This window comes from Streptomyces sp. NPDC002577 (genome assembly GCF_053594815.1).
Genome location: NZ_JBSFWK010000010.1, coordinates 231,427 through 255,850 on the forward strand (window position 1 = coordinate 231,427; position 24,424 = coordinate 255,850).

General features: G+C 70.3%; 14 protein-coding genes. 5 read left to right on the forward strand and 9 right to left on the reverse strand.

Translation table 11 applies throughout. The features are described from left to right. Positions 1–379: 379 nt before the first annotated feature. The 3 genes from ACWD4J_RS17060 to ACWD4J_RS17070 all read right to left on the reverse strand — a co-directional run bounded on the left by ACWD4J_RS17060 (position 380) and on the right by ACWD4J_RS17070 (position 4,194). Positions 380–1,465, reverse strand: a complete 1,086-nt coding sequence (locus ACWD4J_RS17060) for a LacI family DNA-binding transcriptional regulator (protein ID WP_451396170.1) — start codon at positions 1,463–1,465, stop codon at positions 380–382. 120 nt (positions 1,466–1,585) lie between these two features. Continuing rightward, complete coding sequence (locus ACWD4J_RS17065; protein ID WP_451396171.1) at positions 1,586–2,599, reverse strand: hydroxyacid dehydrogenase; 1,014 nt, start codon at positions 2,597–2,599, stop codon at positions 1,586–1,588. A 389-nt stretch (positions 2,600–2,988) separates the two neighbouring features. Further along, positions 2,989–4,194 carry an ROK family transcriptional regulator gene (locus tag ACWD4J_RS17070; protein WP_451396172.1) on the reverse strand — a complete coding sequence of 402 codons (1,206 nt, stop codon included), beginning with the start codon at positions 4,192–4,194 and terminating at the stop codon, positions 2,989–2,991. A 231-nt stretch (positions 4,195–4,425) separates the two neighbouring features. Here ACWD4J_RS17070 and ACWD4J_RS17075 point away from each other — a divergent pair, with 231 nt between their 5' ends. From ACWD4J_RS17075 to ACWD4J_RS17085, 3 genes are read left to right on the forward strand one after another with little or no spacing between them, the layout of a single operon-like run. Beyond that, a complete protein-coding gene (locus ACWD4J_RS17075; protein WP_451396173.1) occupies positions 4,426–6,210 on the forward strand; it encodes a putative Ig domain-containing protein in 1,785 nt (594 codons plus the stop codon). Between the two features lie 17 nt (positions 6,211–6,227). Then, positions 6,228–9,572, forward strand: a complete 3,345-nt coding sequence (locus ACWD4J_RS17080; protein WP_451396174.1) for a putative Ig domain-containing protein — start codon at positions 6,228–6,230, stop codon at positions 9,570–9,572. A gap of 30 nt (positions 9,573–9,602) precedes the next feature. Continuing rightward, positions 9,603–10,865 (forward strand): alginate lyase family protein, encoded by a 1,263-nt coding sequence (locus tag ACWD4J_RS17085; RefSeq protein WP_451396175.1) that lies wholly within the window; start codon positions 9,603–9,605, stop codon positions 10,863–10,865. A gap of 163 nt (positions 10,866–11,028) precedes the next feature. On the opposite strand, the gene ACWD4J_RS17090 is transcribed toward ACWD4J_RS17085, so the two are convergent. From ACWD4J_RS17090 to ACWD4J_RS17115, 6 genes are all read right to left on the reverse strand, one after another. Further along, the gene (locus tag ACWD4J_RS17090) at positions 11,029–13,176 is read right to left on the reverse strand and encodes a hypothetical protein (RefSeq protein ID WP_451396176.1); all 2,148 of its coding nucleotides are present in this window, start codon (positions 13,174–13,176) and stop codon (positions 11,029–11,031) included. Continuing rightward, on the reverse strand, positions 13,173–14,003 hold the full coding sequence (locus ACWD4J_RS17095) for a VWA domain-containing protein (protein WP_451396177.1): 831 nt from the start codon (positions 14,001–14,003) through the stop codon (positions 13,173–13,175). The genes ACWD4J_RS17090 and ACWD4J_RS17095 overlap by 4 nt, the downstream gene beginning before the upstream one ends. Continuing rightward, positions 14,000–14,206: a hypothetical protein gene (locus ACWD4J_RS17100; protein WP_451396178.1), complete on the reverse strand. Its 207-nt coding sequence runs from the start codon at positions 14,204–14,206 to the stop codon at positions 14,000–14,002. Before ACWD4J_RS17100 ends, ACWD4J_RS17095 begins: the two co-directional genes overlap by 4 nt. Before the next feature lies 1 nt (position 14,207). Continuing rightward, entirely contained in the window at positions 14,208–15,305 is a 1,098-nt protein-coding gene (locus tag ACWD4J_RS17105) for an AAA family ATPase (RefSeq protein WP_451396196.1), read from the reverse strand. Between the two features lie 47 nt (positions 15,306–15,352). Then, complete coding sequence (locus ACWD4J_RS17110) at positions 15,353–18,961, reverse strand: WGR and DUF4132 domain-containing protein (protein WP_451396179.1); 3,609 nt, start codon at positions 18,959–18,961, stop codon at positions 15,353–15,355. A 199-nt stretch (positions 18,962–19,160) separates the two neighbouring features. Continuing rightward, entirely contained in the window at positions 19,161–20,723 is a 1,563-nt protein-coding gene (locus tag ACWD4J_RS17115) for a hypothetical protein (protein WP_451396180.1), read from the reverse strand. 629 nt (positions 20,724–21,352) lie between these two features. Here ACWD4J_RS17115 and ACWD4J_RS17120 point away from each other — a divergent pair. Both ACWD4J_RS17120 and ACWD4J_RS17125 read left to right on the forward strand, forming a co-directional pair. Further along, on the forward strand, positions 21,353–22,177 hold the full coding sequence (locus ACWD4J_RS17120) for an esterase/lipase family protein (RefSeq protein WP_451396181.1): 825 nt from the start codon (positions 21,353–21,355) through the stop codon (positions 22,175–22,177). 76 nt (positions 22,178–22,253) lie between these two features. After that, positions 22,254–24,335, forward strand: a complete 2,082-nt coding sequence (locus ACWD4J_RS17125; RefSeq protein ID WP_451396182.1) for a pectinesterase family protein — start codon at positions 22,254–22,256, stop codon at positions 24,333–24,335. Positions 24,336–24,424 lie beyond the last annotated feature (89 nt).

Here is a 24,424-nt window from a genome sequence, read left to right on the forward strand (position 1 = left end):
CATCCTTAGGGACGTAGACGATCGCGGAAGAGGGGGCCGGTTCGGTGGGGCGACAGCGAGCGGGTTAACCGTCGGCTCGCGTCTCGGAACCTCTGCGGAAGGTGTAGAAAACGGTTGCTGTGAAACGTAGGTGGCGGGCTGCGCATCACGCAAGAGGCGTACGGCAAATTGTTACGCCGGATTGTCCGGCATGTTGCGCACTGCTGCTGCCCCGCCTGATCGGCACATCGAGACGACTGTGCAGGTCACGGGCGTGTAGGGGATATCCATGGCGCCGGACGGACGATGCACGGTGCTTCAGGACATGGTCGAAACCGCTTACGTAACAGACGTCATCAGGCGCTACGACTGCCGGGATGAGAGGAACTCAGAACAGGCCCTAAGGCACCGCGGGAGGCTGGACGGACTGCCGTACGACGACATGCGTGCCCAGCACCAGGTGGTCGCCGTCGCTGCCCTTGCGGCGGCCGGCGCCTCTCTCGCGCCGCTCGGCCACCGCGCGCAGCGCGACGCGGCCCATCTCCTCGTACGGCACGTGAACAGTGGTCAGCCGGGGAGTGAGCTGGGAGGCCAGCGGGATGTCGTCGTAGCCGACGATCGACACGTCCTCGGGCACCCTGCGCCCCGCCGCCTGCAGTGCCTGCATGGCGCCCGCGGCGACCACGTCGGTCCCCGCGAGCACCGCGGTGAAGTCGAGCCCGTCGCGTAGGCACTCCTCGACGGCCTCGTACCCGTGCTCGTAGTCGTACGGGCCGCGCCGCACCAGGCCCGGGTCGAAGGGCACGCCGTAGGCCTCGAAGGCGCGCCGGGCGCCCTTCAGCCGGCCCTGTGCGGTGCTGAACTCGGCGTTTCCGGGCAGGACGAGGACCTTGCGGTGACCGGCCGACAGCAGATGGCTGGCCATCGCGTAGGCGCCGCCCTCGTTGTCGTAGTCGACCGTCGTCGCCGGCACGGTGCCCTCCAGGGGAGGCCTGCCCACCAGCACGAGGTGGGAGCCGGCCGCGTCGAGGGAGCGGGCGAACCGGGCCATGCGCAGCTGGTAGTCGTCGTGGTCGTAGGCGCCGCCGAGCAGGACCACCGCGGCGACGCCCTGCTGACGCATGAGATTGACGAGAGCGAGTTCCCGCTCGGGGTCGTTGCCTGTCGTACCCACCAGGGAAAGCCAGCCGCGCAGGGTGGCGGCGCCTTCGACCCCCTTGGCGACGTGGGCGAACGCGGCGCCGGTGATGTTGTCGAGGAGGATCGCCACCGTGGGTGTGCCGCCGCCGGCCAGCGAGCGGGCGTGGGCGTTGGTGACGTAGTCCAGGTCGCGTACGACCTTCATCACCCGGCGGCGCAGTTCGTCCGACACCGGGTAGTTGCCGGACAGGACGCGTGACACGCTGGCGACCGAGACCCCCGCCCGCTCCGCCACGTCCCGGATGGTCGCTCGCCCGGGTTCGGCCGACGCCTTGCGCTCACTCACCGTAGCGGCTCCTTCACCGTGACGACTCCTGCACCGGACAGGCCAGGGGCCCGCCCATCGCCGGTGCTGAAACCGTATCCCATCGTTTCACCAGGGCAGAGCGGGGTGCCGGCGCGAGGTTCAGGCGACATGCGTCAGATCCGCGTGCCGTACCTCGTGGGCGGGCGGCAGGCCCGCGACAAGGCGTTCCAGTTCCTCGACGACGATGCGCCCGAGGCGTTCCAGCTCATTGCCGAGCGAGCCCGCGATGTGCGGTGTGAGGAAGACGTTGGGGAGGGTGTACAGCGGGGATCCGGTGGGCAGCGGCTCGGGTTCGGTGACGTCCAGCACCGCGCTGAGGCGGCCGGCGACCAGCTCGTCGGTGAGCGCGACCGGGTCGACCAGGGCGCCGCGGGAGGTGTTGATCAGTATCCCGCCGTCCCTGATGAGGGCGAGCCTGTCGCGGTCCAGCATGCGGTAGGTCTCCGGGATGTCGGGAGCGTGCAGGCTGACGATGTCGCTGCCGCGCAACAGGTCCTCCAGCGACAGCAGTTCGGCGCCCAGGGCGGCCGCTTCGCCGGCGTCCACGTAGGGGTCGTACAACGCGACCGAGAGATCGAGCGGCTGCAGCAGCTGCAGGAGCCGGCGGCCCACGCGTGAGGCGCCGATGACTCCCACGCGGCGGCCGAGGTTGCCCGTGTCCGCGGTCTCGGCGGGGGACGGGTAGGCATGGGTCTCCCGGAAGCGCTCGCGGTGGGCGAAGGCGTCCTTCCCGGCGAGCAGGATCATGGCGAGCGTGTACTCCGCGACCGGCAGCGCGTTGCCTGTCACCGCGCTGCAGACGGTCACCCCGTCCGCCCACAGGGCCTCGCCGACGAGCGAGCGGACGGAGCCCGCGGCGTGCAGGACGGTGTGCAGCTGCGGTACGGCGGCGAGGACGTCCGCGTCCAGGTGGGGACAGCCCCAGCCGGTGATCAGCACCTCGGCCCCGGCAAGTGCCGAGGCGGCAGACGGTTCGGTGAAGTCCCGTACGACGAGCGAGGTGTCGACCTCGGCAAGCTCCTGGAGCCGTGCCATGAGCGGCGGAGGAAAGAGCAGCGGGAGGTGCACCGGATCCATGGCGAACACGGCCCTCGGCGGCTTGGCGCTGGGCATGACTCTCCTGAGGCACTCGGAAACGTTTCAGAAAGCGTCTTCTACCGTAGGTCTGATGCGAAGCGCCGGTCAATGAGCGTGAACGATCGCGGGGTGTGGGCTTCCCGTGGACGGGGGCGGGGGCGTATGTCGAGGTCGTGGCTGGTGGAGCGCCGTATTCGGGCCTTTTGCCGGAGCTGAGGGCGGTCCGAACCGCCGGCACTGGCGCTGATGCGGATCGGAGCTTTCTCGTAATCGGTTACCTGGCGCTCCCGTGACGCAGGCACGGCCGTGCCCAGGCGCAGCGCCGCGAGCGGGCGGCCGGTCTGGAGTGCTGTCCGTCGGCTGCCCAGCCCCCGCCGGTCCGGGTGACCGGTCCGCCGGCCTGGGCAGCGATGGCGGCAGCGGTTTCAGGCGATTCCGTTCATGCGGTTGAGCGCGGCGGCCAGGTCAGGTGTCTCACTGAGGATCAGAGCGGCACCGCCGAGCGCGCCGACGCGTGCGCCGAGCCCCAGCTCGGCGGGTACGAGGTCCACATCCCGGACGAGGGACAGGGCGTGGCGGCGTACTGCCTCCCGCATCGGGGCGAGGAGTACCTCACCGGCCCGGGACAGTTCGCCGCCCACCACGATGCGTTCGGGGTTGAGGAGGTTGCACAGATTGGCGAGGACCTGGCCGACAACGGTGCCCACATCGGTGAACACCTTTTCGCTCACGCGGTCCCCTGCAGCGGTGCGGGCAAGTATCTCGTCCAGGCCCGTTTCCGTGCCCGAAGCCGGGCGCAGAGCGGCCAGCACGGCCGGAAGTCCGGCCCGCAGCACCAGGCAGCCCCGGTTGCCGCACGGACAGGGCGGCCCGTCGACATCCACCGACACATGGCCCAGCTCGCCCGCGGCGCCGACGGCTCCGCGGTACAGCCGTCCGTCGAGGATCAGCCCGGAGCCGATGCCGCTGGACAGGCCGAAGTAGAAGAGGTTCGCCGCACCGCGGCCGGCGCCCCAGCGGGCCTCGGCCACGCCTTCGAGGCGGGCGTTGTTCTCCACGACGACCGGCAGGCCGAGGGCCCGTCGCAATTCCTCGGCAGCGCGCACATGGGACCAGGGCTGGCCCGGCAGGGACACTCCGACGACTCCGGTCCCGCGGTGGACGGGTCCCGGCACACCCACGCCGACGCCGATGACCTGCTGTCTCTCCAGAGCTGCCGTGTCGAGGAGCCGCTGGAGGATCGACACGCCGGTCTCGATGCGCTCGGCCGGCCCCGTGCCGGGGGCGAGGGGCGCCCCGGAGCTGGCGATCTCCCGTGCGGCCAGGTCGCTGAGGTGAACCCAGACGCCGTCGAAGGTGTGGTTCATCCCGGCTACGACGGCCGCCCGCGGGTTGACGGACAACCGGTTTCCGGCCCGGCCGTCGAGATCGTCCGGCTCGTCGTCGGACTCGGTGATCAGGCCACGTGCCAGAAGCTCGCTGACGATCGTCGACACCGTGGTCCGGGAAACGCCCGCCTGCCGTGCCAACTCGGCCCGGTGCAAGGGACCTCGGGCCATCAGCAGGGCGATGACCTGCTCTTCGTTCGATCGCCGCAGGCTCCGCAGTGACCCGCCGGGCTTTCGGCTCATGACGACGAGGTTACTCAGTCTTTTCGAAAGTTCGTCAAGACTCTTGACGCAGTTTCCGGACAGGAAGAAGCTCTGCCCCATCGCACGGCAACCGGTTGCCTAGCCGGCCGGCCGCCGTCGCAGTGCCGACACCTGGCCGACATCTCGTACAGCTCGAAGCAGGACCTCCACCTCCCGCCCCACGCAGAACCAGCTCATCTCTCATCTCCCGTTGTGTGAAGGAACTCCTCCATGAACGACACCCAGGGCACTGGACTGACCCGGCGCACTCTTCTCCAGGCCGCGGGTGCCACCGCCGCGGCGTATTCCCTGATAGGCGCGGCGGCCGGTACCGCGAGAGCCGACGACGCGTCCGGAGCGCCCGACAAGCTGGTGGTGTACCCCATCCCGAGCGGGGTCCCGACCAACTCGAGCTACTCCGTCAAGGCCCGTACGCCGGGTGGCGACTGGCAGACGGTGCCCGTCTACCGCGCCAGAGCGAAGTTCATCGACGCGAACACGGGCAGCGGTCCGGTCTACAACTCCTCCGTCGCCACGTTCGACTTCGACGGCACCGTCGAGGTCGCCGTCACCTCGTCCAAGGGCGCCATCGGCGCCGCGCGGATCCGCCCCCTGTCGTACAACACCCAGTTCACGGTGGACGGCGCCACGGTGAGCTTCACCCTCACCGAGCCGCGCAACCTCTCCATCGAGGCCGACGGCGACATCTTCAACAACCTGCAGCTGCACGCCAACCCCATCGAGACGCATGTGCCCGACCCCGACGACGAGGACGTCATCTACTTCGGGCCGGGCCTGCACAACACCACCGGCGGCGTGGTGAACGTGCCCAGCGGCAAGACGGTCTACCTGGCCGGCGGCGCAGTGCTGACGTCGCGGGTTGCGTTCCAGAACGTGGAGAACGCCCGGCTGCGCGGCCGCGGCGTGCTGTACAACTCGGCGAACGGCGTCCTCGTCGAGTACTCGAAGAACATCGAGATCGACGGCATCATGGTGCTCAACCCGAGCAGCGGCTACGCGGCCACCATCGGCCAGTCGAAGCAGGTCACCATCCGCAACTTTCACTCCTACAGCCACGGGCAGTGGGGTGACGGCATCGACGTCTTCTCCAGCGAGGACGTCCTCATCGACAACGTGTGGATGCGCAACGCCGACGACTGCATCGCCATCTACGCCCACCGCTGGGACTACTACGGCGACTGCCGCAACATCACCGTCCGCAACTCCACCCTCTGGGCGGACGTCGCGCACCCGATCAACGTCGGCACGCACGGCAACACCGACAACCCGGAGACCATCGAGAACCTCGTCTTCAGCAACATCGACATCCTGGACCACCGCGAACCGCAGATGGACTACCAGGGCTGCATCGCGCTCAACCCGGGCGACAGCAACCTGGTGAGCAACGTCCGCGCTCAGGACATCCGGGTGGAGGACTTCCGCTGGGGTCAGCTGATCAATATGCGGGTGATGTTCAACAAGTCGTACAACACCTCGGTCGGCCGGGGCATCGACGGCGTGTACATCAAGAACCTGTCGTACAACGGGACGCACGCCAACCCGTCCATCATGGTCGGCTACGACGCGGACCACGCGATCAAGAACGTCACGTTCCAGAACCTCGTCATCAACGGCAAGTTCATCGGCAACGGGATGAAGAAGCCCGGCTGGTACAAGTTCACGGACATGATGCCGGCCTACGCCAACGAGCACGTGCTGAACCCGCGGTTCCTGAACTCCACCGAGGCCACGTCCGCCGACGCGCCCGCGATCACCAGCCCGGACGAGGCCACGGCCACCAAGAACCAGGTCTTCAACTACCTGATCACGGCCTCCGCGCTGCCGACGTCGTTCAGTGCCGACGGGCTGCCGAAGGGGCTGGACATCGACACCGCCACCGGTCTGATCTCCGGGACCGCCAGGGACAACATCGGCGACTTCACCGTCACCGTCTCGGCCACCAACAGCGTGGGCACCGCGACGCAGACCCTCACGCTCACCATCCAGCACCCGTGATGCGGCACTTCTGAACCATGGAGTCACCCGTGCTTCCTCTCAGCCGACGGTCCTTCCTCGGCGCGGCGGGGCTCGTGGCCGTGGCCGGAGGCGGACTGCTGTCCGCCTCCGCCACGGCGGCGTGGGCCCAGGACGACAAGGCCGCCCTTCGGGCCTTCACGCACCCCGGACTGCTGCACAGCACCGCCGACCTCGCGCGCATGAAAGCCGCGATCGCCGCGCAGGAATCGCCCGTCTACGACGGATACGTGGCGTTCGCGGCGCATGCCCGGTCGAAGGCCACGTACGCGATCCAGAACACCGGCCAGATCACCACCTGGGGCCGCGGTCCCACCAACTTCCAGAACCAGGCAGTCGCCGACTCCGCGGCCGCGTACCAGAACGCCCTCATGTGGTGCGTCACCGGCAACCGCGCCAACGCCGACAAGGCACGCGACATCCTCAACGCCTGGTCGTCCTCGCTGACCGGGATCACCGGTGCCGACGGCCCGCTCGGCGCCGGCCTGCAGGCCTTCAAGTTCGTCAACGCGGCCGAACTGCTGCGGCACAGCGACTACGACGGCTGGGCGGACGCGGACATCGCGCGCTGCGAGGACTCGTTCCTCAACGTCTGGTATCCGGCGATCTCCGGCTACATGCTCTACGCCAACGGCAACTGGGATCTGACGTCCGTTCAGTCCATCCTGGCCATCGGCGTGTTCTGCGAGGAGTGGACGCTCTTCGAGGACGCCCTGCGCTTCGCCGCAGCAGGCGCCGGAAACGGCAGCGTCCCGCACCGCATCGTCACCGACGCGGGCCAGGGCCAGGAGAGCGGCCGCGACCAGGGCCACGAGCAGCTCGCCGTCGGCCTGCTCGCCGACGCGGCGCAGGTCGCCTGGAACCAGGGCGTCGACCTGTGGGGCTTCGACGACAACCGCATCCTCGCCAACTTCGAGTACGCAGCCCGCTACAACCTCGGCGGCGACGTCCCCTTCACCCCCGACCTCGACCGCACCGGCAAGTACATCAAGAAGACCGTCTCGGCCACCGGCCGCGGCAACCTGCCGCCGATCTACGAGATGGCTTACGCGCACTACGCCGGCGTACGCGGCCTGGACGCCCCGTACACGAAGAACGCGGTCTTCCGCGGCACCGGCGGTGCCCGCGTGGTGGAGGGCAGCAACGACGACCTGCCGAGCTGGGGCACCCTCGCCTACGCCGGCACGACGGCTCCCTCGCCGAGCGTGCCGACGGCTCCGACGGGCGTCACGGCGGTGGGCTCGGACGGCGCAGTCACCGTGTCCTGGCTGCCGTCCGCGTGGGCGACCGGCTACACGGTCCGGCGGGCGACCAGCCCCGACGAGGAGTACGAGACCGTCGCGTCCGGCATCGACAAGCCGACGTACACGGACAGTGACCCGCGCGGGGGCCGGAGGTACTACTACACGGTCAGCGCCTCGAACTCCCAGGGCGAGAGCGACAGTTCGGCGTGGGTCTCGGCGACCGCCGTTCTCCCCGAGCCCTGGTCGACCCAGGACGTGGGGGACGTGAAGATCCCCGGCTCCGCCTTCTTCGACGGCGAGCGCTTCGTCGTGGAGGCGAGCGGCACCGCGGACACCTACCGGCTGGTGCACCTGCCACTGAACGGCGACGGCACCGTCACCGCGCGCATCGTGTACCCGCTGAGCTCGCAGTACTCCAAGATCGGCGTCACCCTGCGGGACTCCCTCGACGCCGGCGCCGCCCACGCCTCGATGCTGATCCAGGGCCTGCCGCTGCACACCTGGAGCGGCGTGTGGACCGTGCGCCCCTCGACCGGGGCGGACATCTCCGCCACCGGCAGCACGCCGGTACCGCCGTCCCAGCAGCAGGCCATCACCACCTCCGCCGCCTTCCCGATCTCCAGTCTCGGCACCCTGCCCGAGTCGGCGACCCCGCTCGAGGCTCCGTATGTGGAGGGCGCGGGCGACGGCTACCGGCTGCGGATGCCGTACTGGGTGCGCGTCACCCGCAAGGGCAAGAGCTGCACCGGAGCGATCTCCCCGGACGGCATCCGGTGGACCGAAGTCGGCACCACCGAGGTCGACCTGGGGCACACGGCCTACGCGGGCCTGGTCCTCACCTCCTGCCTCGGCGTCGACGAGGACTACGCCGAGACGGGCACCGGCGCCTTCGACAACGTCAGCGTGATCTCCTCCTCGTCCGGCGAGGTCTGGTCGGTGCCGCGCCCGGCGCGTGTCGCGACCGATCTGCGGGCGACCGCGGGAGCCGACGCCGTCGAGCTGGCCTGGACGGACCCGGACCTCTCGGCGCGGTACAAGGTGCTGCGGGCGACGGACGCCGACGGGCCTTACGTGACCGTCGCGACCGGCGTCGGCGCGGTGGGCTTCGGGACCCGCATCCAGTACGCGGACGCGACCGGGACTCCCGGTACGACGTACCACTACGCGGTCGCCAAGACGCACTGCGGCGGACGGGGCCCGCTCTCGGAGTCCGCCTCCGCACCGATGCCGACACCCTCCGTGCCGGTGATCACGTCCGCGGCCACCGCGTTCGCGAACCAGGGCGTCGCGTTCCGCCATCTGCTGAGGGCCTCGCACGAGCCCATACGGTTCACCGCGGACGGTCTCCCGGACGGCCTGCGCATCGACAAGCGCACCGGGCTCATCTCCGGAACGCCCAATGAGACCGGCGAGTTCACCGTCACCACCACCGCGGGCAACGCGGCGGGTACGGGAACGGACACCACCCTCACCCTGACGGTCGGCACGCCTCCGCCGGACCCCTGGACGTACGGCGACCTCGGCGACGTGGTCTTCGACGACCGGGCGTTCGGGACCTTCGGAGTCGTGGCCATCCGCACCCCCGGGAGCACTGCGTACGAAGACGGGACCTTCGTCGTGCGTGGTGCCGGCACGGATCTCACCGTCAACGGTCAGGGGATGACGGGCCAGTTCGTACGGCAGCCCGTCACCGGTGACTGCGAGATCACCGCCCGGCTCGTCTCACGCGACGGCGCCACCGGCGACCGGGTGGGGCTGCTCATGGCCAAGTCCCTGTCGCCGTTCGACCAGGCGGCCGGGGCGATCGTCACGGGCGGGACCACTGCGCAGTTGATGCTCCGCAAGACCGTGGCAGGGGCCTCGGCCTTCTCCGGGACCGGGACCGTCGCGATCCCGACCCTGCTGCGACTGAAGCGCACCGGGACCGCCTTCAGCGCAGCCGTCTCCATCGATGACGGCGCCACCTGGACATCTGTCGCCGCGGGAGAGATCCCCGGCTTCGGTGACGCCCCCTACTACGTGGGTCTCGTGGTGTGCTCCCGCACACCCCTGGCCCGCAGCACCACGCAGTTCAGCGAGGTGAGCATCACCCCCACATAAATCCTCCAGCGGGATTGGAGATGCACAGCAATGAGCCGCACATACCCCCACACGAACAACCTGCAAAGAGAGGTGAGCCGCCGCGGTCTCCTGCGGACCGCGGGCGGTCTCACCGCCGCCCTCGCCGTCGGCGGCGCCACCGCGGCGCTGACCGGCGGCACCGCGGACGCCGCGCCCGCGACCTTCACCCACCCCGGCATGCTGCACAACGCCGGCGACATCAACCGGGCCAAGGTCAGGGTCGCCGCGGGCACCGACCCGTGGCTGTCCGGCTGGAACAAGCTGGTCGCCAACTCCCACTCCGCGTCCACCTGGACGCCCAACCCGCAGGCCATCGTCTACCGCGGATCGGGCTACCCCGAGAACTACGGCATCCTCTACAACGACATCGCCGCCGCCTATCAGAACGCGCTGCGCTGGGTCGTCGGCGGCACCAGCGCCAACGCGGACTGCGCCGTCAACATCCTCAACGCCTGGGCGAACACCCTCACCTCCATCCAGGGCAACGCCGACCGGTTCCTCGCCGCCGGCATCTACGGCTGGGAGTTCTGCCAGGCCGCCGAGCTCATGCGCGGTTACGCGGGGTTCGACCTCGCCGCCTTCCAGGAGATGATGGTCAACGTCTTCTACCCGCTCAACAACGACTTCCTGACCAACCACAACGGCGCCTGCATCACCAACTACTGGGCGAACTGGGACCTGTGCAACATGGCCTCGGTCCTGGCCATCGGGATCCTCACCGACGACGGCGCCAAGTACGACCAGGCCGTCAACTACTTCAAGACCGGCGCCGGCAACGGCTCCATCCAGCACGCGGTGCCGTACCTCTACACCGACTCCGACGGCTACGACCTCGGCCAGTGGCAGGAGTCCGGCCGCGACCAGGGCCACACCATCATGGGCATGGGCCAGATGGGCGCGATCTGCGAGATGGCCTGGAACCAGGGCGACGACCTGTACAGCTACGACAGCAGGAGGTTCTTCAAGGCGGCCCAGTACGTCGCCAAGTACAACATCGGCCTGGACGTGCCGTTCACCACCTACACCTGGGGCAGCGGCACGAACTGCTCCCAGCAGTCGCAGACGGTGCTCGGCTCCGGGTCCCGCGGCCAGATCCGCCCCGTGTGGGCCATGCTCCACTTCCACTACAACCGGCGCCTGTACCTGGACGACACGTACATCTCGCAGATGTACTACAACCTCGTCGCTCCCGAGGGCGGCGGCGGTGACTACGGCTCCACGAGCGGCGGCTACGACCAGCTCGGCTTCGGCACGCTGATGTACGCCAAGTAGAACCCCCGAACCGCCGAGGAGAGCCGGCGCACGGCAGCCGGCGGGACGGCTGTCTGCCGGCTCAGGGTGGTACGGCGGCCTTCACCGGCACGCCGTACCACCCTGCACTGCTGGGTGGCGGGTCCCGTGGTGGGTCCTCCTGAGCGCGTCACTCCTGAGCGCGTCACTCCTGAGCACGTCGCTCCTGAGCCGTGAGCTCGGTGGCGACGTGCAGGCGTATGCAGGCGTCGGTCCAGGCCTTCGTTGCCGTGTCGCGGTCCTCATGCCGCAGCGCGTCGAGGAGCGCTCTCAACCGTGCCGACGACTCGGAGAGACCGGCGCGGGTCAGATGGTCCGCGGCTTGGTGGACCCTGTCGAGTGCCGAGCGGGGGAGGTGGCGCAGGCCGTGGTGGGCCGCGTCGGCGAGAGCGGTGACGGCCGCTTCCAGGGCCCAGGCCGTGAGGTCGGGCGGGGCGGGCTCGGTGGGCGGGAGCGCACACGGTGCAGCTGCGACCGTCAGGTCGGGGACGAGCACTCCGCGAGGGCCGAGGAGGGCGAACGGGGTGATACAGAGCCGGCCCTGGGCATGGTCCAGAGCTCCGCTCACGTACTGCACGTCGTCCCTGGCGAGGGCCTCGGCGAGGGCGTCCAGAGCGTTGGGGCACAGGGGGTTGTGGGTGGCGTGGACGAGCACCCGATGGCCGGTGGCGTCCCGGACGTCCGCCTCCAGGCGCTGCTCGGCCGGGTCGTAGCCGATCCGTTCGACCTTCGAGAGCTCCACGACCCGCACCGACTCCGCTTCCACCCGTGCCCGGATCAGCCGCGGCGGCCGTCCGCCGGCCGATGCCGTGTACTGCGCGACATCACGGACGAGGAGGGGCTCGGGCAGCTCCGACCAGGCACGGCCGACCGGGGTGACCGTGGTGGCGGCCAGGCGACCACGGGTCAGCGACAGCCTCCGGCTGGGCGTGCGGCGTGCGGTCTCGCTGACCAGATTGCCCGTGGCCAGCGCGGACAGCGTGGTGCCCAGCAGGCGCCGGGACGCCAGGGCGGGACCTGGAGGCGGCAGTGGCTGGTGCCCGCCCGCCTGGGGCGGACTGGCCCGGAGCGGACCGGCGGGAGGTGGCGCCGTGTTTCGGTGCGCGCTGTCGGGCCAGTCCTTGCGCAGTACGAGGACGACTCCCGCGGCCGCGTGAGCGAAGTACAACTCGGCCATGGGACGTTCCGGGCTGCCGGAGACACGGCAGCCGAGGGCCGTGAGCCGGACCCGCCGCAGCGGCGTCTCGGCGGACTCCTGCGAGCCGAGCACCTCCGGATGCCCGGAAGCGCGGTGGCGGGCGTGCAGTTCGGCGAGAAGTGCCGCCACCTCGTCCGGCCGGTGCAGCGCGCTGCGTCCCGAGTAGGCGCCCAACTGGTCCACGAGATCCACGACTGCCGCCGCGGGCCAGTGCAGCGATGCCGTGGTGAGGAGCTGGCCGATGCGACGCAGCGTCGCCCGCTGGACCGGGCCGGAGTGGACGATGCCTTCCCAGAGGAGTTCATCGGCGAGGTCGACGGCCCGCTGGAGGGACGCGGTTGACGCACGCGGGGGCGGGGGCGCGGTCGGCGCCTGCTTCTGAGGCTGGTTGTTCTGGTCCCGGAGCTGTACGGCATCCGGGACGTCGGGTGCGCCGGGTTCCTGGAGGGCGACCAGGACGAGCGGTGCCTCCGCGTCGGCCGTGTCGGCGGCGCGGAACGCCCAGATCGCGAGCGCCAGCATCTCGCCGCGCAGCGCGTCGAGCGCGTCGGTCAGTGCGTGCGCGGCCTCGCCGGGCACCGGGAAACGCACCGTGCAGGTGGGCAGTTCGACCCAGGGAACCGGATCCTGAGTGGTCGGCCGGTGGACGCGGACCGTGGCGCCGCGCCGGGCGGTGCGGCGTGCGGCGGCCAGGGCGCGCGCGCCGACGGCCGCGGCGAGTGCCGCGTCGTCGATGTCCCCCGGTGACCAGTTGTCCGCGGCCGCCTCGGGAGGCGGGGCGTCCGCCCTCCGCTGGTAGGCGAGGACCAGACCCACCAGGTGGCGGCAGACCCCCGTCGCGTCGCAGCCGCACACTCCGGTGTCCAAGGACGCTCCGGGCGCCAGCCGGGTCTCTGTACCGTCCGCGAAGCGTGCTTCCACGCTGCCGTCCGGCGCGGTGCCGAGCTCGGGGACCGAGCCCGCCTCGAGCTCCTTGGCGGCCCGGCGCACCAGGCCGCGGTTGGCGAGCACGGCGAGCGTGTCGGGTGTCAGGGCCAGCAGGTCCTTACGCAGGGGTGTGGCCGCCGTACTGTCGATCGGTGTGCTTGTGGTCACTGTCCCAGCCTCTCCGCGACGAAACCCGCGAGCTGGCCAGGCGTCATCGCTCCCACATGCGCGCCGGCCTCCGCGAGGCGGCCCGCGAGTTCTCGGTCGAAGTCCGGGTTCGCCTCCTCGTCGAGCGCCGCGAGGCCCAGCACCGTGGTGCCCTGCTGCACCAGTGCCCGTACCGTCCGCACCAGCCGGAACCGGTCGCCGCCCTCGTAGAAGTCGGAAATCACGGCGAAGACGCAGCGGCGGGGGTTCTCGATCAGGCCCGCGCCGTAGTCCACGGCCCGTGCGATGTCCGTCCCGCCGCCGAGCTGGACGCGCATGAGCAGTTCCACCGGATCGGTCACGTCGGAGGTCAGGTCGACGACGGAAGTGTCGAAGGCCACTAGATGGGTCTTGAGGCCGGGCAGTCCCCACAGGCAGGCGGCGGTCACCGCGGAGTGGATGACCGAACCGGCCATCGACCCCGACTGGTCGACGAGCAGCACCAGTTGCCAGCGCTCGAGATGACGTCGGGTGCGGGAGTGGAAGTGCGGGCGTTCGATGAGCAGACGATGCTCGAGTGGCTGGTAGTGAGCGAGATTGGCGCGCACTGTGGCCCGGAAGTCGAAGTTCCGTGCCAGGGGCAGTCGGCTCGGGCGGCGCGAGCGGGTACCCGAGAAGGCCTTGCGGATCTCAGGATTCAGACGCTCCATCAGCTGCCTCACCACGCTCTCCACGATCCGCCGCGCGAGCCGCAGCACCTCCGGGTTCATGAGGTGCTTCGTGCGCAGCACGGCACGCAGCAGGGTCGGGCTGGGCTCGACCCGCTCCAGAACCGCCGGGTCCGTCACGATCTCCTGGATGCCGTAGCGCTCGACGGCGTCGCGCTCCAGACGCTCGATCGTCTCCTTCGGAGCAGCTCGTCGATGCGGACGTTCATGTCGGACGGGCCCTCGACGAGCACGTACGCGGGCCGCAACCGCTCGATGGTCGAAGCGACCAGCCGGGCGCAGGCGGGGGAGTGGTGGCGCACCCCCAGGAACACGGCGGGCATGTCAGCCGTCCAGCAGATGGCGCGCGTCGTACAGGGCCTGCCACTGCGGGCTGCGGCGGCGCCGAACCCGCTGCTCCAGGTGGCGGCGCAGCCGGGCCAGGTCCTCCGGGCTGTCCTTGGCGACCGTGCCCGCCAGGCAGGCCACCACGTCGGCGGCGCTTCCCGGCTCACCGCGCAGGAACCAGCCGCGCACGCCCACCGCGTGAGCGACGGAGACGGCCTCGGCGGTGCTCATCACCGCCGACGGCCGGTCCATCGCTTCGCCCTCGCGGGTCGTGCCCGCGCGAAGTTCACGGAAGGTGGTGACGAGGACCTCCAGTACGTCGCGGTCGGGCGATACGTCCACGCCGGAGCGCCGCAGCAGCACGCTCGCCTCGGCCTCCACGAGTGCCAGCTCGGTGTCGAGATCGGGAATCGGGAACACCGTCTCGAAGTTGAAGCGGCGCTTGAGGGCCGCACTCATCTCGTTCACACCGCGATCCCGCGTGTTGGCCGTCGCGATCACGTTGAAGCCCTGCCGGGCGAACACCATGCCGTCCGCGCCCTCCAGTTCCGGGATCGCCACCACACGCTCGGACAACAGGGACAGCAGCGAGTCCTGCACCTCCAGCGGACAGCGGGTGATCTCCTCGAACCGGACGATGCGGCCCTCCGCCATGCCGCGCAGCATGGGCGCCGGGACCAGGGACCGGCGCGAGGGGCCCTCGGAAACGAGCAGCGCGTAGTTCCAGCCGTACTTGATCTGGTCCTCGGTGGTGGCGGCGCCGCCCTGCACCGTCAGCGTCGATGTGCCGCTGACCGCGGCGGCGATCAGCTCGGAGAGCAGGGACTTGGCGGTGCCGGGCTCGCCGACCAGCATCAACCCGCGGTTGGTCGCAAGCGTCACCAGGGCACGCTCGACGAGCGACGCGTTCCCGACGAACTTGCGGACGATGCCGGCGCTCTCGTCGCCGACGATGAAGCGGCGCGCCGCCCGCAGACTCAACTCCCAGCCCGGCGGCCGCGGCCCGCTGTCGTCGGCGCGCAGCGCGGCCAGCTCGTCGGCATACCGCACCTCGGCAGGCGGGCGCTGAACCTCGGCCCCCTCGCGAGCATCCACGGGCTCGCGGACGGCACCCTCGGTCGTGTTCTTCGTAGGTGCAGTACTCACCGGGTCGTCAGCTCCGTCAGATCGGCGAGCAGCTCGGACACGGCCACCGGGTCGAGCTCCCCGAAACGCAAGGTGTGAGGCCGGCTCGGCCAGTAGTCGTTCGGCTGGCTGTCGAGCCAGACGGTCTCCAGCTTCTGCTCGGACGCGGGCTCGAAGTAGCCGACGGCGATGCCGTAGTCGGGGGCGATCACCGCATAGCGGTCGGGGGCGAGCCGCTTGGAGAGCCAGCGCTCGACGCCCGCGTCCTGTGGTTCCCCGCGCTGCCAGCCGCGGCGTTCGAGACCGACGAGCCTGCCCGTCGTCACGGTGCATCCCTCGAACCGTTCCAGACGCCCGCCGGCGGCCTCCTCCTCGGTCAGCGCGAACACCGGCCGCCCGAGCTGCGGGAAAGGCTGCAGGATCTCGTAGTCGGCGAACAGCTCGGCCCATGCGTCGAGTTCGCCTGCCAGGTGCAGTGGGTGCGCTATCCGTATGGTCGCCGCGTCAGGCAGTGTGAACATGGTGTCGTCGGCGTCCGCGAACGTACGGTCCTCGGCGACCCGGAACGCGGTCGTCGTCCCCTCCGACGCGCTCAGCCACACCAGGCGCCGCACCAGATGCCACAGCAAGGGGTGCTTGACGAACAGCTCGCGGAACTCGGCCGCCGACCACGAACGGCCCTGCACCATGGCCGCCTCCAGCCGTCGCACCTGGTCGGAGGCGATCGTGCGCACGTCCTTCTTCAGCGCCATGAACCGCTTGCGCTCGGCGGGGGCCAGCTCCGCGTCGTCCCGTGCGCCCGGCTGCGGCAGGTCCTTGCGGCGCTTGCCGTCCGCGTCCAGGACGTAGGGCCGCAGCTGCTCGTCGAAGCCGACGGTGAACGTACGGCTGCCGTAGTCGATGACCGTGGAGCCACGCGCGTCCAGGCTGAAGTCCGGCACCAGCCGGTCGGCGAGCTGCTCGCCGGTCAGGCCCAGGCTCTCCGCCACCTCCGTGATCTTCTCCTGCGCGCGGACCTTGAGGGCCTTGAACTTCACGCGCTGCGCCACGCCGTGCAGGTGCATGAGCGCCACGTCCGTACCGATCGCTGCCAGTACGTCGAGCCCCTCCACCGCGCGGTGGTGCGCGCCCTCGCCCGGCCAGGCCCGCACCAGCGGCGTGAGACGGCGCACCGTCTCGTCGTCGCCGAGCACGCCCAGCGCGGTCAGCGCCCAGCTCTCCTTGTTCGGCATGCCCGCGCATCGCCACTGTTCGAACAGGGCCCATGCGAACTCCGCCAGCGGCTGGGGCGCGCACAACTCCTGCACCGTCGCCAGCCCTGGGTACGGTTCGCCGGGTCGCGACATGGCGAGCATGGTCACCACGTGCCGCGTGGCGTCGGCGGGCAGCGCACCGCCGGAGTGCACCAGGATCTGCGGCAGCAGCACCGGGTCGGCCCACTCGACAGGCTCGGGAAGCTTCGCCGGCAGTGCCGTCTCGAGCGGGTCGGCCGAGAGCAGCTCTCCGACCGCCTCGGCGGCCTCAGCGCCGTACCCGGCAGCGGCGGTGCGGACGACCTGCTCGCCGTGCAGAGCCGCGACGGTGCGCAGCGCCTGCTCGGCGTAGCGGCGGGCGGTGCCCGCCCGGCCCACGGCGTCCGGCACCAGCAGCGCGGCGGCCGCCTCACCGTTCCGGTCGAACCAGGAACGAGTCGTCGTCCTCGTCGACTTGAGCCGCACCGCCCACTCGGCGATCAGCCGGGCTACCTCCACGCTCACAAACGGCAGCAGCATCGGGGCGAGCGAAGAGGGCTGGCTCGGGGCGACGCGCAGCACCAGTCCCAGTGCGTCCGTGCCGAACCGGGCCACGACCGGCTTGAGCGCGGCCTCGCCGTCCCACAGGTGGTCCGTCGGATCCCACTCGTCCAGCAGCGGCCGGACCAGGTCCTCGGGTTCGCTGAGGAACACGCCGAGTGAGCCGATCCCGTCGTTGCGGACCGGGCGCAGCAGGACCTCCGGATCACTCGACCACTGCTTCGTCCCGGCCCAACTGCGCTGCCAGGAGGGGGTTTCGGCCCAGGTCCGCTGCTCGCCGGGCAGCCACGCCACCGATGTTCCGGGGACCGCCGTGAGGCCGGCGACCGTCTTCGCCCTGCCGGTCTTCCGGGGCCGGGTCCAGGGCGGGCTGGTGAGCAGCTCGGGCAGGGACGCGGCCGGCGCGTCCGGTACGAGGTCCCGGGGCCGCAGCAGCGGTTCGACGACGGACGCCGCCTCCGGTGAGAGTGAGGGGAGCGTCTCCTCTGCCAGCTCCCGATGGGAGGACACGTGCACCAGCAGCGCGTGGCAGGCGCGTTCGGCGTGGGGAGCGCCGGCAGCGACAGCTTCGCCGAGCATCCGCAGTGCGCGCACCGGGAAGCGGCGGGCCGCCTGGGCCACCGCGGACTGCACCTTTTTGTCGTTGAGCCGGGACAGCAGCAGACCGAACGCCTCATCGGTGGGGATCTCGGTCAGGACTCCGCTCACCTGCTTGACGGCATCCGAGGAGACGTACGAAGCGGTGAGCTGCTCGGCTACCAGCGGTGCCACGGCGCTGCCGATGCCGTCGGCGACCGTTGCGACCGTCGCCATCGGCCACCCGTTCCAGCCCAGGTCGGCGGTTCCGCCCAACTGCTCGACCTGGGCTGGGTCATTGAGAGAACAGAACAGCATCGACCGCAAAGTCGCGTCGCGTTGACGGCCGGCCTCCGGGTCGGCGCAGCACTCGGCCACCCACTCCTGCTCACTGGGAACGAGATACGAGACGACGATGCGTCTGCGGGCGCCGTCACGCCGCCGCCTGGCGAGCGCGGAGACCACCGAGCGGTAGGTGTCCTCGTCGGTGGCCGCGAGCAGTGCCCGTACGCGGCTTGCCACGTCGCGCATCCTGATCGCGCCGTGCGCGAATCCGTCGTCCGGTAGCCGGTTGACATGCGGATCGGACCGCTTCACACCGCGCTGGAAGTAGTGCACATCGAGTTCGAACAACTCGACCGTGGCCAGGGCGGCGAAGCCGAGTCCGTGTGTCTCGACCCAGGCGTCCGCACACGCCGCGCCTGACCACGCCATCTCGGAGGTGGCCGCCAGCACCGCCGCGCCCACCGGGTCGGTCGCCCCGCCGCGATGCGCCACGGCGGCCTCCACCAGGCCCGCGTCACTGAGCGGGCTGGTCAGGAACTCCTGCACCCAGCCTGCCTCGTGGCGCAGGCGTCGGTCCGCTTCCCAGGCCGCACCCTTGACCGGCGGCGCGGGCTTGCGGCGGATGCCGCCCCGCCGGGGGTGGACGTGCCGGCGCCAGGCGCTGGGCAGCACGAAGGTGTCCTCGTCGGCCACCGGCTCGCCGCCCGGGGACCCCGCTTCACCCGCGTCCGCCACCGGTGTGCCCTGCTCTGTGGCGGGAGAAGCCGCACCGACCTCCCGATACCCTTTGCGCTCCTTGGCCGCGATGCTCTTCCGCAGATGTACTGCCGCCTCCTCAGGAGACGCGCACTCCTTGACCTGTGTCCGCCCCTCGGTGCCGCACTGCCCGTACCGAACGGTCACCGTGGCTCCCTCGGCCTCGGCTTCCCAGAACTTCGACGAGCCCGCTTCGGCATACTCCCAACGCCGCATCGCCCCACCCTTTCCACGTCCACCGGCGCACCGGTCCACCCCATGCAGAATCAGCCGCTGACCAGCGGATTTCCACCGCCGTTCAGCAGTGATCACCACATTAGAGGGAGCCACCGACAACGCCCTCGGGGCCGCATCCGACGAGGACTCCGCCAACCGTCCTTGCGCCTCGTCCCCGCGCCCTGAGCGGATGCGCCGATCAGCCGAACACAAGCAGTACCAGCGCTGCCACCGCATGGACGACGAGCAGGGGTATGCCCACCGGCCTGCCCCTGCTCTCGGGGGTGCTCTCCTCGGTGGGGCGCAGCGCGGGGTCGGCCTGCATCGCGCGGATGGCGTCGACGGCCCGTAGCGCCTCGGGCCTCCGGCGGAAGCGGCGATTGAGCCAGGTCGGGGCGACGACGCCGTAGACCTCCATGCCGCGGTCTCGGTCACCGGAGTAGTGGATGTTGAACCCCCGGTTCCTCAGCCAGACACGGGTGAGCTCGCCCCAGGGCACGTGCTTGATCCGCCGCATTCTGACCACCCAAAGGCCCGAACCGTCAGCCGTGACACGCCAGCTGAACAGGGTCGCGACGTGGTACGTCGCGCCGAGGACGGCCACGGCGAGCCACACGCGGTACGCAAAGGGCACTACGCCGAAACGAACCGAGAGAGTGGCCACGCCGGCGATCACCGCGGCTTCGAGGACGGCTGCGAACAGCCGGTTTCCGGTTCCCGGTCCCCAGCTCACCGGGGCGGTGCCGGGCTGGGGTTGCTCGGGCCGCTCCATCGGCGGCTCCTGGCGCACCGACCCGGTGGCGTATTCGACACACAGCCGCGGGGTCTCCCGCCCGTCCGACGAGACGAGGACGAGGCCGCCGCCGGGGTGTGGTGGGCCGAACAGCAGTGCCTCGCGCAGCCGATTGTGTACGGGGGCCTTGAACTCGCTGCCGGCGAGTCGGGTGTAGCAGCCGAGGACCGGGCGGCGGCCTGCCAGGTCGTCGGCAGGGAAGACATACGTGCGCCGGTCGTTGTGACCGCCGCCTTCGCGTACCAGCACACGCAGCGCGGGCAGCGGGCCGCGGCGCAGCGTGGCGGCGTTGCGCCGGTCGCGTACGTAGTACGCCCCGTTCAGGCAGGCGACGATGGTCCCGACGAACACGATCGCCTGCCGGAACCCGGCGTCCCGCAAGGGCGGGACGCCGAGCGGGCCGAGCACCAGGACGAGGACGACGGCGAAGGCCATCACCGTGCCGCAGCCCAGGTGATCGCCGTCGGCCTCGAGTGCCTTCGCAGCCTCGGGCAGTGGATGCCGACCGGGGCCCGCGATCTCCAGCGCGAGCTGCCGCTGCCGGCGCCCGGCGGCGAGCCGTCGCAGACAGCCGAGCCAGGCGTAGCCGGCAGCGACGGCCACGGCGACGCCCGCAACGGGGGGCGTGTCCGTCTCGACGAGCACCCACACGGCCAGGAGCGGCAGGACCACAGCAGTGGGCAGCGGCAGCCGCCAGATGCCGCGGTACAGCACGGTGACCATCAGCGCCACCGTGACCGTGCCGAGCCCCCCGGACGTGCACGGGCCTCTGTCATCGCAGAGGTACGCATGATCCCCGCCGAGTTGGAGCGCCGCCATGCACGCGAGTGCGAGGGCGAGCACGGCCGGAAACGGATGCGCCCACAGACCGGGCCGCAGGGCGCGCCATCGATCGGCGTCGGAGGAGAGCCAGGCGGCGGCTTCCGAAGGAGCCGCTTCCGGCGGCAGAGGAACGGGGTGTTCGGTCACGGGCGGATTGTGCCGCCGGGCGCTTGATCACCCCCCTTCCAAGGGCTGACGTGAGCATGAACAGCGCGCGGCCGCCGGGCGAACACTCGACGGCAGTCGCCGGATGCCATGAGTCCGCCGTCGGAGCGGTGACACACGGCCTGCGACCCACTCCACAACGTGGCGCTGCAAACGGATGCCAAGTACCAATTCGGACATAGCGATAATCCCGTCGCGTGAGGTGGATCACGACTCCTTGTAGACGCCTGAAACCCGTGGCTAACGTCCTCGCAACCTGCTCGAGCGGAACCGTCGCGGCCAGAGGGTGAGTCCTCTTCTGTGCCCGGTGGACCCCCGAGCGCAACGTGAACATCAGCGGGGCACCCTGACCCGTCGCCGCCCAGCCGTTCCTCGTCCGCGTCCTGGCGACGCGCACGGAACCAGAAGGCTCCGGCTCGGAGACATGCCCCTCGCGCGGCCGGCCCGTTCCCGGTCCCGGCCCGCACCAGGCACCCCATCCGACAGGCAGCAGGGAGACGCCCCATGCTTCTTTTCGCATGCCCCAGCACGCGAGACGGACAGACGCTCCGCGGCATCACCGCCGCGGGCGCCGCCGACGCCGTGCCCCCGTCTGCCTGTACCCCCGCGCCATGAGCTCCTTCCCGCTCCGCGTCCTCACCGGAGCCGTGTGCGCCGCGGCCGTGGAGATGGCGGCGATGACCACGGCGCTGGCGCTGTATCCGTTCGGTCTCGGCGAGGACGGGGCAACCGACGGCCTCCGGTCCGTTCAGCCCGCGGACGACGCAGACGCCACGCCGCGGCCCCGTCCGCTCCGTGAACCGGCCGCTGCCGACGACATCCCCGTCGTGCTGGTGCACGGGATGAGCAGCAACAGGGCGATCTTTCACGTTCTCCGGAGGGACCTGCGCCGGGCGGGGTTCCGACAGGTCGCCGTGCCCAACTACAGCTGGCTCACCACCGACGTCCGCAGCGCCGCACGGAGGCTGGCCGAGGAGGTGGAGCGGCTGTGCGAGCGCGGAGGCCATGAGCGCGTCCATGTGATCGGCCACAGCCTCGGCGGCCTGATCGCCCGCTACTACGTGCAGCGTCTGGGCGGCCACGCGCGCGTGGACACACTGGTCACCCTCGGGGCGCCCCATCACGGCACGCTCGTCGCCATGCTGCCGGTGCCGCACCCGGTGATACGGCAGCTCAGGCCGGGCAGTGACCTGCTCACCGAGCTCGCGGAGCCCGCTCCCGGATGCGCGACCCGCTTCGTGGCGTTCCACAGCGATCTCGACGAGCTGGTCATCCCCACGGCCAGTGCCAGGCTTTCCCATCCCGACCTGCGAACCAGCAACATTCCGGTACGGGCCGTCGGCCACATCTCACTTCCGCTGCACCGCAGGGTCGTGAGCGAAGTCTGCCGAGTGCTCCACGACGCTCACCGGTCCGAGGCCACGGCCGCGGCCTGAGCGGCAACCTGTCCACGCCCCAGCGGCGACTGCCCTGCGTCAGCACCCCCCACTACACAGCAGGGCAGACGACGCTATGGAAAGCATTCAGCACAAGGCGCGGCACCGCAGGCGCAGGCTCGGCCTGAGGCTCGGTGTGCCGGTGGCGCTGGTCGCCGCGGTCGGCCTTTCGTACGGCACTGTCTTCGGCCTTTTCGGCGAGGACGCGCAGCCGAAAGCCTCGGCGACCACCGCCGCTGCCTGGACCGGCGACGTCGCCGACGGCTTCGCCTCCGTCGACGCGCTGGGCCAGAACGGCACTTACGGCGGACGGGACGGCAAGACCGTCACCGTGAAGACCCTCGCCGACCTCGAGAAGTACGCCACGGCCCCCGAGCCCTACGTCATCGTCGTGGCCGCGACGATCACCATGGACCCCGTGGGCAAGGAGATCAAGGTCGCCTCGGACAAGACGATCGTCGGCTCGGGCACATCGGGACACATCGTCGGCGGCGGCTTCTTCCTCGGCCAGGGCGTGCACAACGTCATCATCCGCAACCTGACGATCCGGGACTCCTACCAGGGCGTCTGGAACGACAAGGAACACGACTTCGACGCCGTTCAGATGGACGGCGCGCACCACGTCTGGATCGACCACAACGACCTGCGGCACATGGCCGACGGCCTGATCGACGTCCGCAAGGACTCCACGTACGTGACGGTGTCCTGGAACAGACTGAGCAACGACAACAAGGCGTTCGGCATCGGCTGGACCGACAACGTCGTCACCGACATCACCGTCCACCACAACTGGTTCCACGAGACCGAGCAGCGCAACCCGTCCACCGACAATGCTGCGCACGCGCATCTGTACAACAACTACCTGCAGGACGATCCGGGCACGGACATCACCTCGTCCTACGGCAACTACTCCCGCGGCAACACCAAGATGGTCCTGGAGAACAGCTACTTCCAGGGCTTCAACAACCCGGTCATCAAGGACAGCACGGCCAGCATCGTGCAGCGCGGCAACGTGTTCTCCGGCACCAGCGGCCGCAACGAGAGCGGCGGCACGGCCTTCGACCCGAAGACGTACTACAGCTACACCCTGGACAACGCGGCCGACGTCCCGTCGAAGGTGAAGTCGGGTGCCGGACCCCGCTCGACCATCGGCACGACCACGACCACGACCACGACCACGACCACGACCGCCGCCGCTGCGGCGACCACACTCACCGTGGCCAAGGACGGCTCCGGCCAGTACGAGACCGTGCAGGCCGCCGTGGACGCCGTGCCGGCGAACAACACCTCACGGGTCGTCATCTCCATCAAGCCCGGCACCTATCGGGAGACGGTGAAGATCCCGTCCACCAAGCCGCACGTCACCCTCCAGGGCACCGGCGGCAGCCGCAAGGACACCGTCATCGTCTACAACAACTCAGCCGGCACCGCCAAGCCCGGTGGGGGCACCTACGGCACGCCCGGCAGCGCGACCGTCGCGGCGGAGGCCGACGACTTCCAGGCTCGCAATCTCACGGTCTCCAACGACTTCGACGAGAAGGCCAACCAGGGCACGTCCGGACACCAGGCCGTCGCCCTGCGCACCGCCGCCGACAAGGTCTTTCTCGACAGTGTGATCATCACGGGAGACCAGGACACCCTCGAACTGGAGACCGCCGGCGCGGACAAGCTCGGCCGGGTGTATGTCACGAACTCCTACGTCGTCGGGAACGTCGACTTCGTCTTCGGCCGGGCCAGCGCCGTCATCGACCGCTCCGTGATCACCCTGAAGAAGCGCTGGGACGGCACTTCGGCAGGTTACGTCACGGCGCCGAGCACCCCAGCCGACCGCAAGGGCTTCCTGATCACCAACTCCACGGTGAACGGCGACGTGTCCGCCGGGAGCTGCTACCTCGGCCGCAACTGGCACGCGGGCGGCGACGCGTCCCTCGACCCGCAGACGACCGTCCGCAACTCCACCCTCAGCAGCGCCGTCAAGTCCACGCCGTGGTCGGACATGGGCGGCTTCTCCTGGAAGGACGACCGTTTCGCCGAGTACAAGAACACCGGCCCCGGCTCGGGCGCCGCGAGCAGCGACCGCCCACAGCTGACGGACGCGCAGGCCGCCGGCCAGGAGGTCGCCGACTGGCTGGGCGACTGGAACCCCACCGCCTCCTAGGAGGCCGATGAAGATCTTGCTCCGACCACCCGGCTCGCCCCGGATTGCCAGTAAATGTCAATCGTCATGAACCGATGCAAGCCGGGCGC

Excerpts from the sequence above, each read along its gene's own strand:
- ACWD4J_RS17065 (WP_451396171.1), bottom strand. The coding sequence starts at position 2,599 with ATGCCCAGCGCCAAGCCGCCGAGGGCCGTGTTCGCCATGGATCCGGTG.
- ACWD4J_RS17070 (WP_451396172.1), bottom strand. The coding sequence starts at position 4,194 with ATGAGCCGAAAGCCCGGCGGGTCACTGCGGAGCCTGCGGCGATCGAAC.
- ACWD4J_RS17075 (WP_451396173.1), top strand. The coding sequence starts at position 4,426 with ATGAACGACACCCAGGGCACTGGACTGACCCGGCGCACTCTTCTCCAG.
- ACWD4J_RS17080 (WP_451396174.1), top strand. The coding sequence starts at position 6,228 with ATGGAGTCACCCGTGCTTCCTCTCAGCCGACGGTCCTTCCTCGGCGCG.
- ACWD4J_RS17085 (WP_451396175.1), top strand. The coding sequence starts at position 9,603 with ATGAGCCGCACATACCCCCACACGAACAACCTGCAAAGAGAGGTGAGC.
- ACWD4J_RS17100 (WP_451396178.1), bottom strand. The coding sequence starts at position 14,206 with ATGCCCGCCGTGTTCCTGGGGGTGCGCCACCACTCCCCCGCCTGCGCC.
- ACWD4J_RS17110 (WP_451396179.1), bottom strand. The coding sequence starts at position 18,961 with ATGCGGCGTTGGGAGTATGCCGAAGCGGGCTCGTCGAAGTTCTGGGAA.
- ACWD4J_RS17120 (WP_451396181.1), top strand. The coding sequence starts at position 21,353 with ATGAGCTCCTTCCCGCTCCGCGTCCTCACCGGAGCCGTGTGCGCCGCG.
- ACWD4J_RS17125 (WP_451396182.1), top strand. The coding sequence starts at position 22,254 with ATGGAAAGCATTCAGCACAAGGCGCGGCACCGCAGGCGCAGGCTCGGC.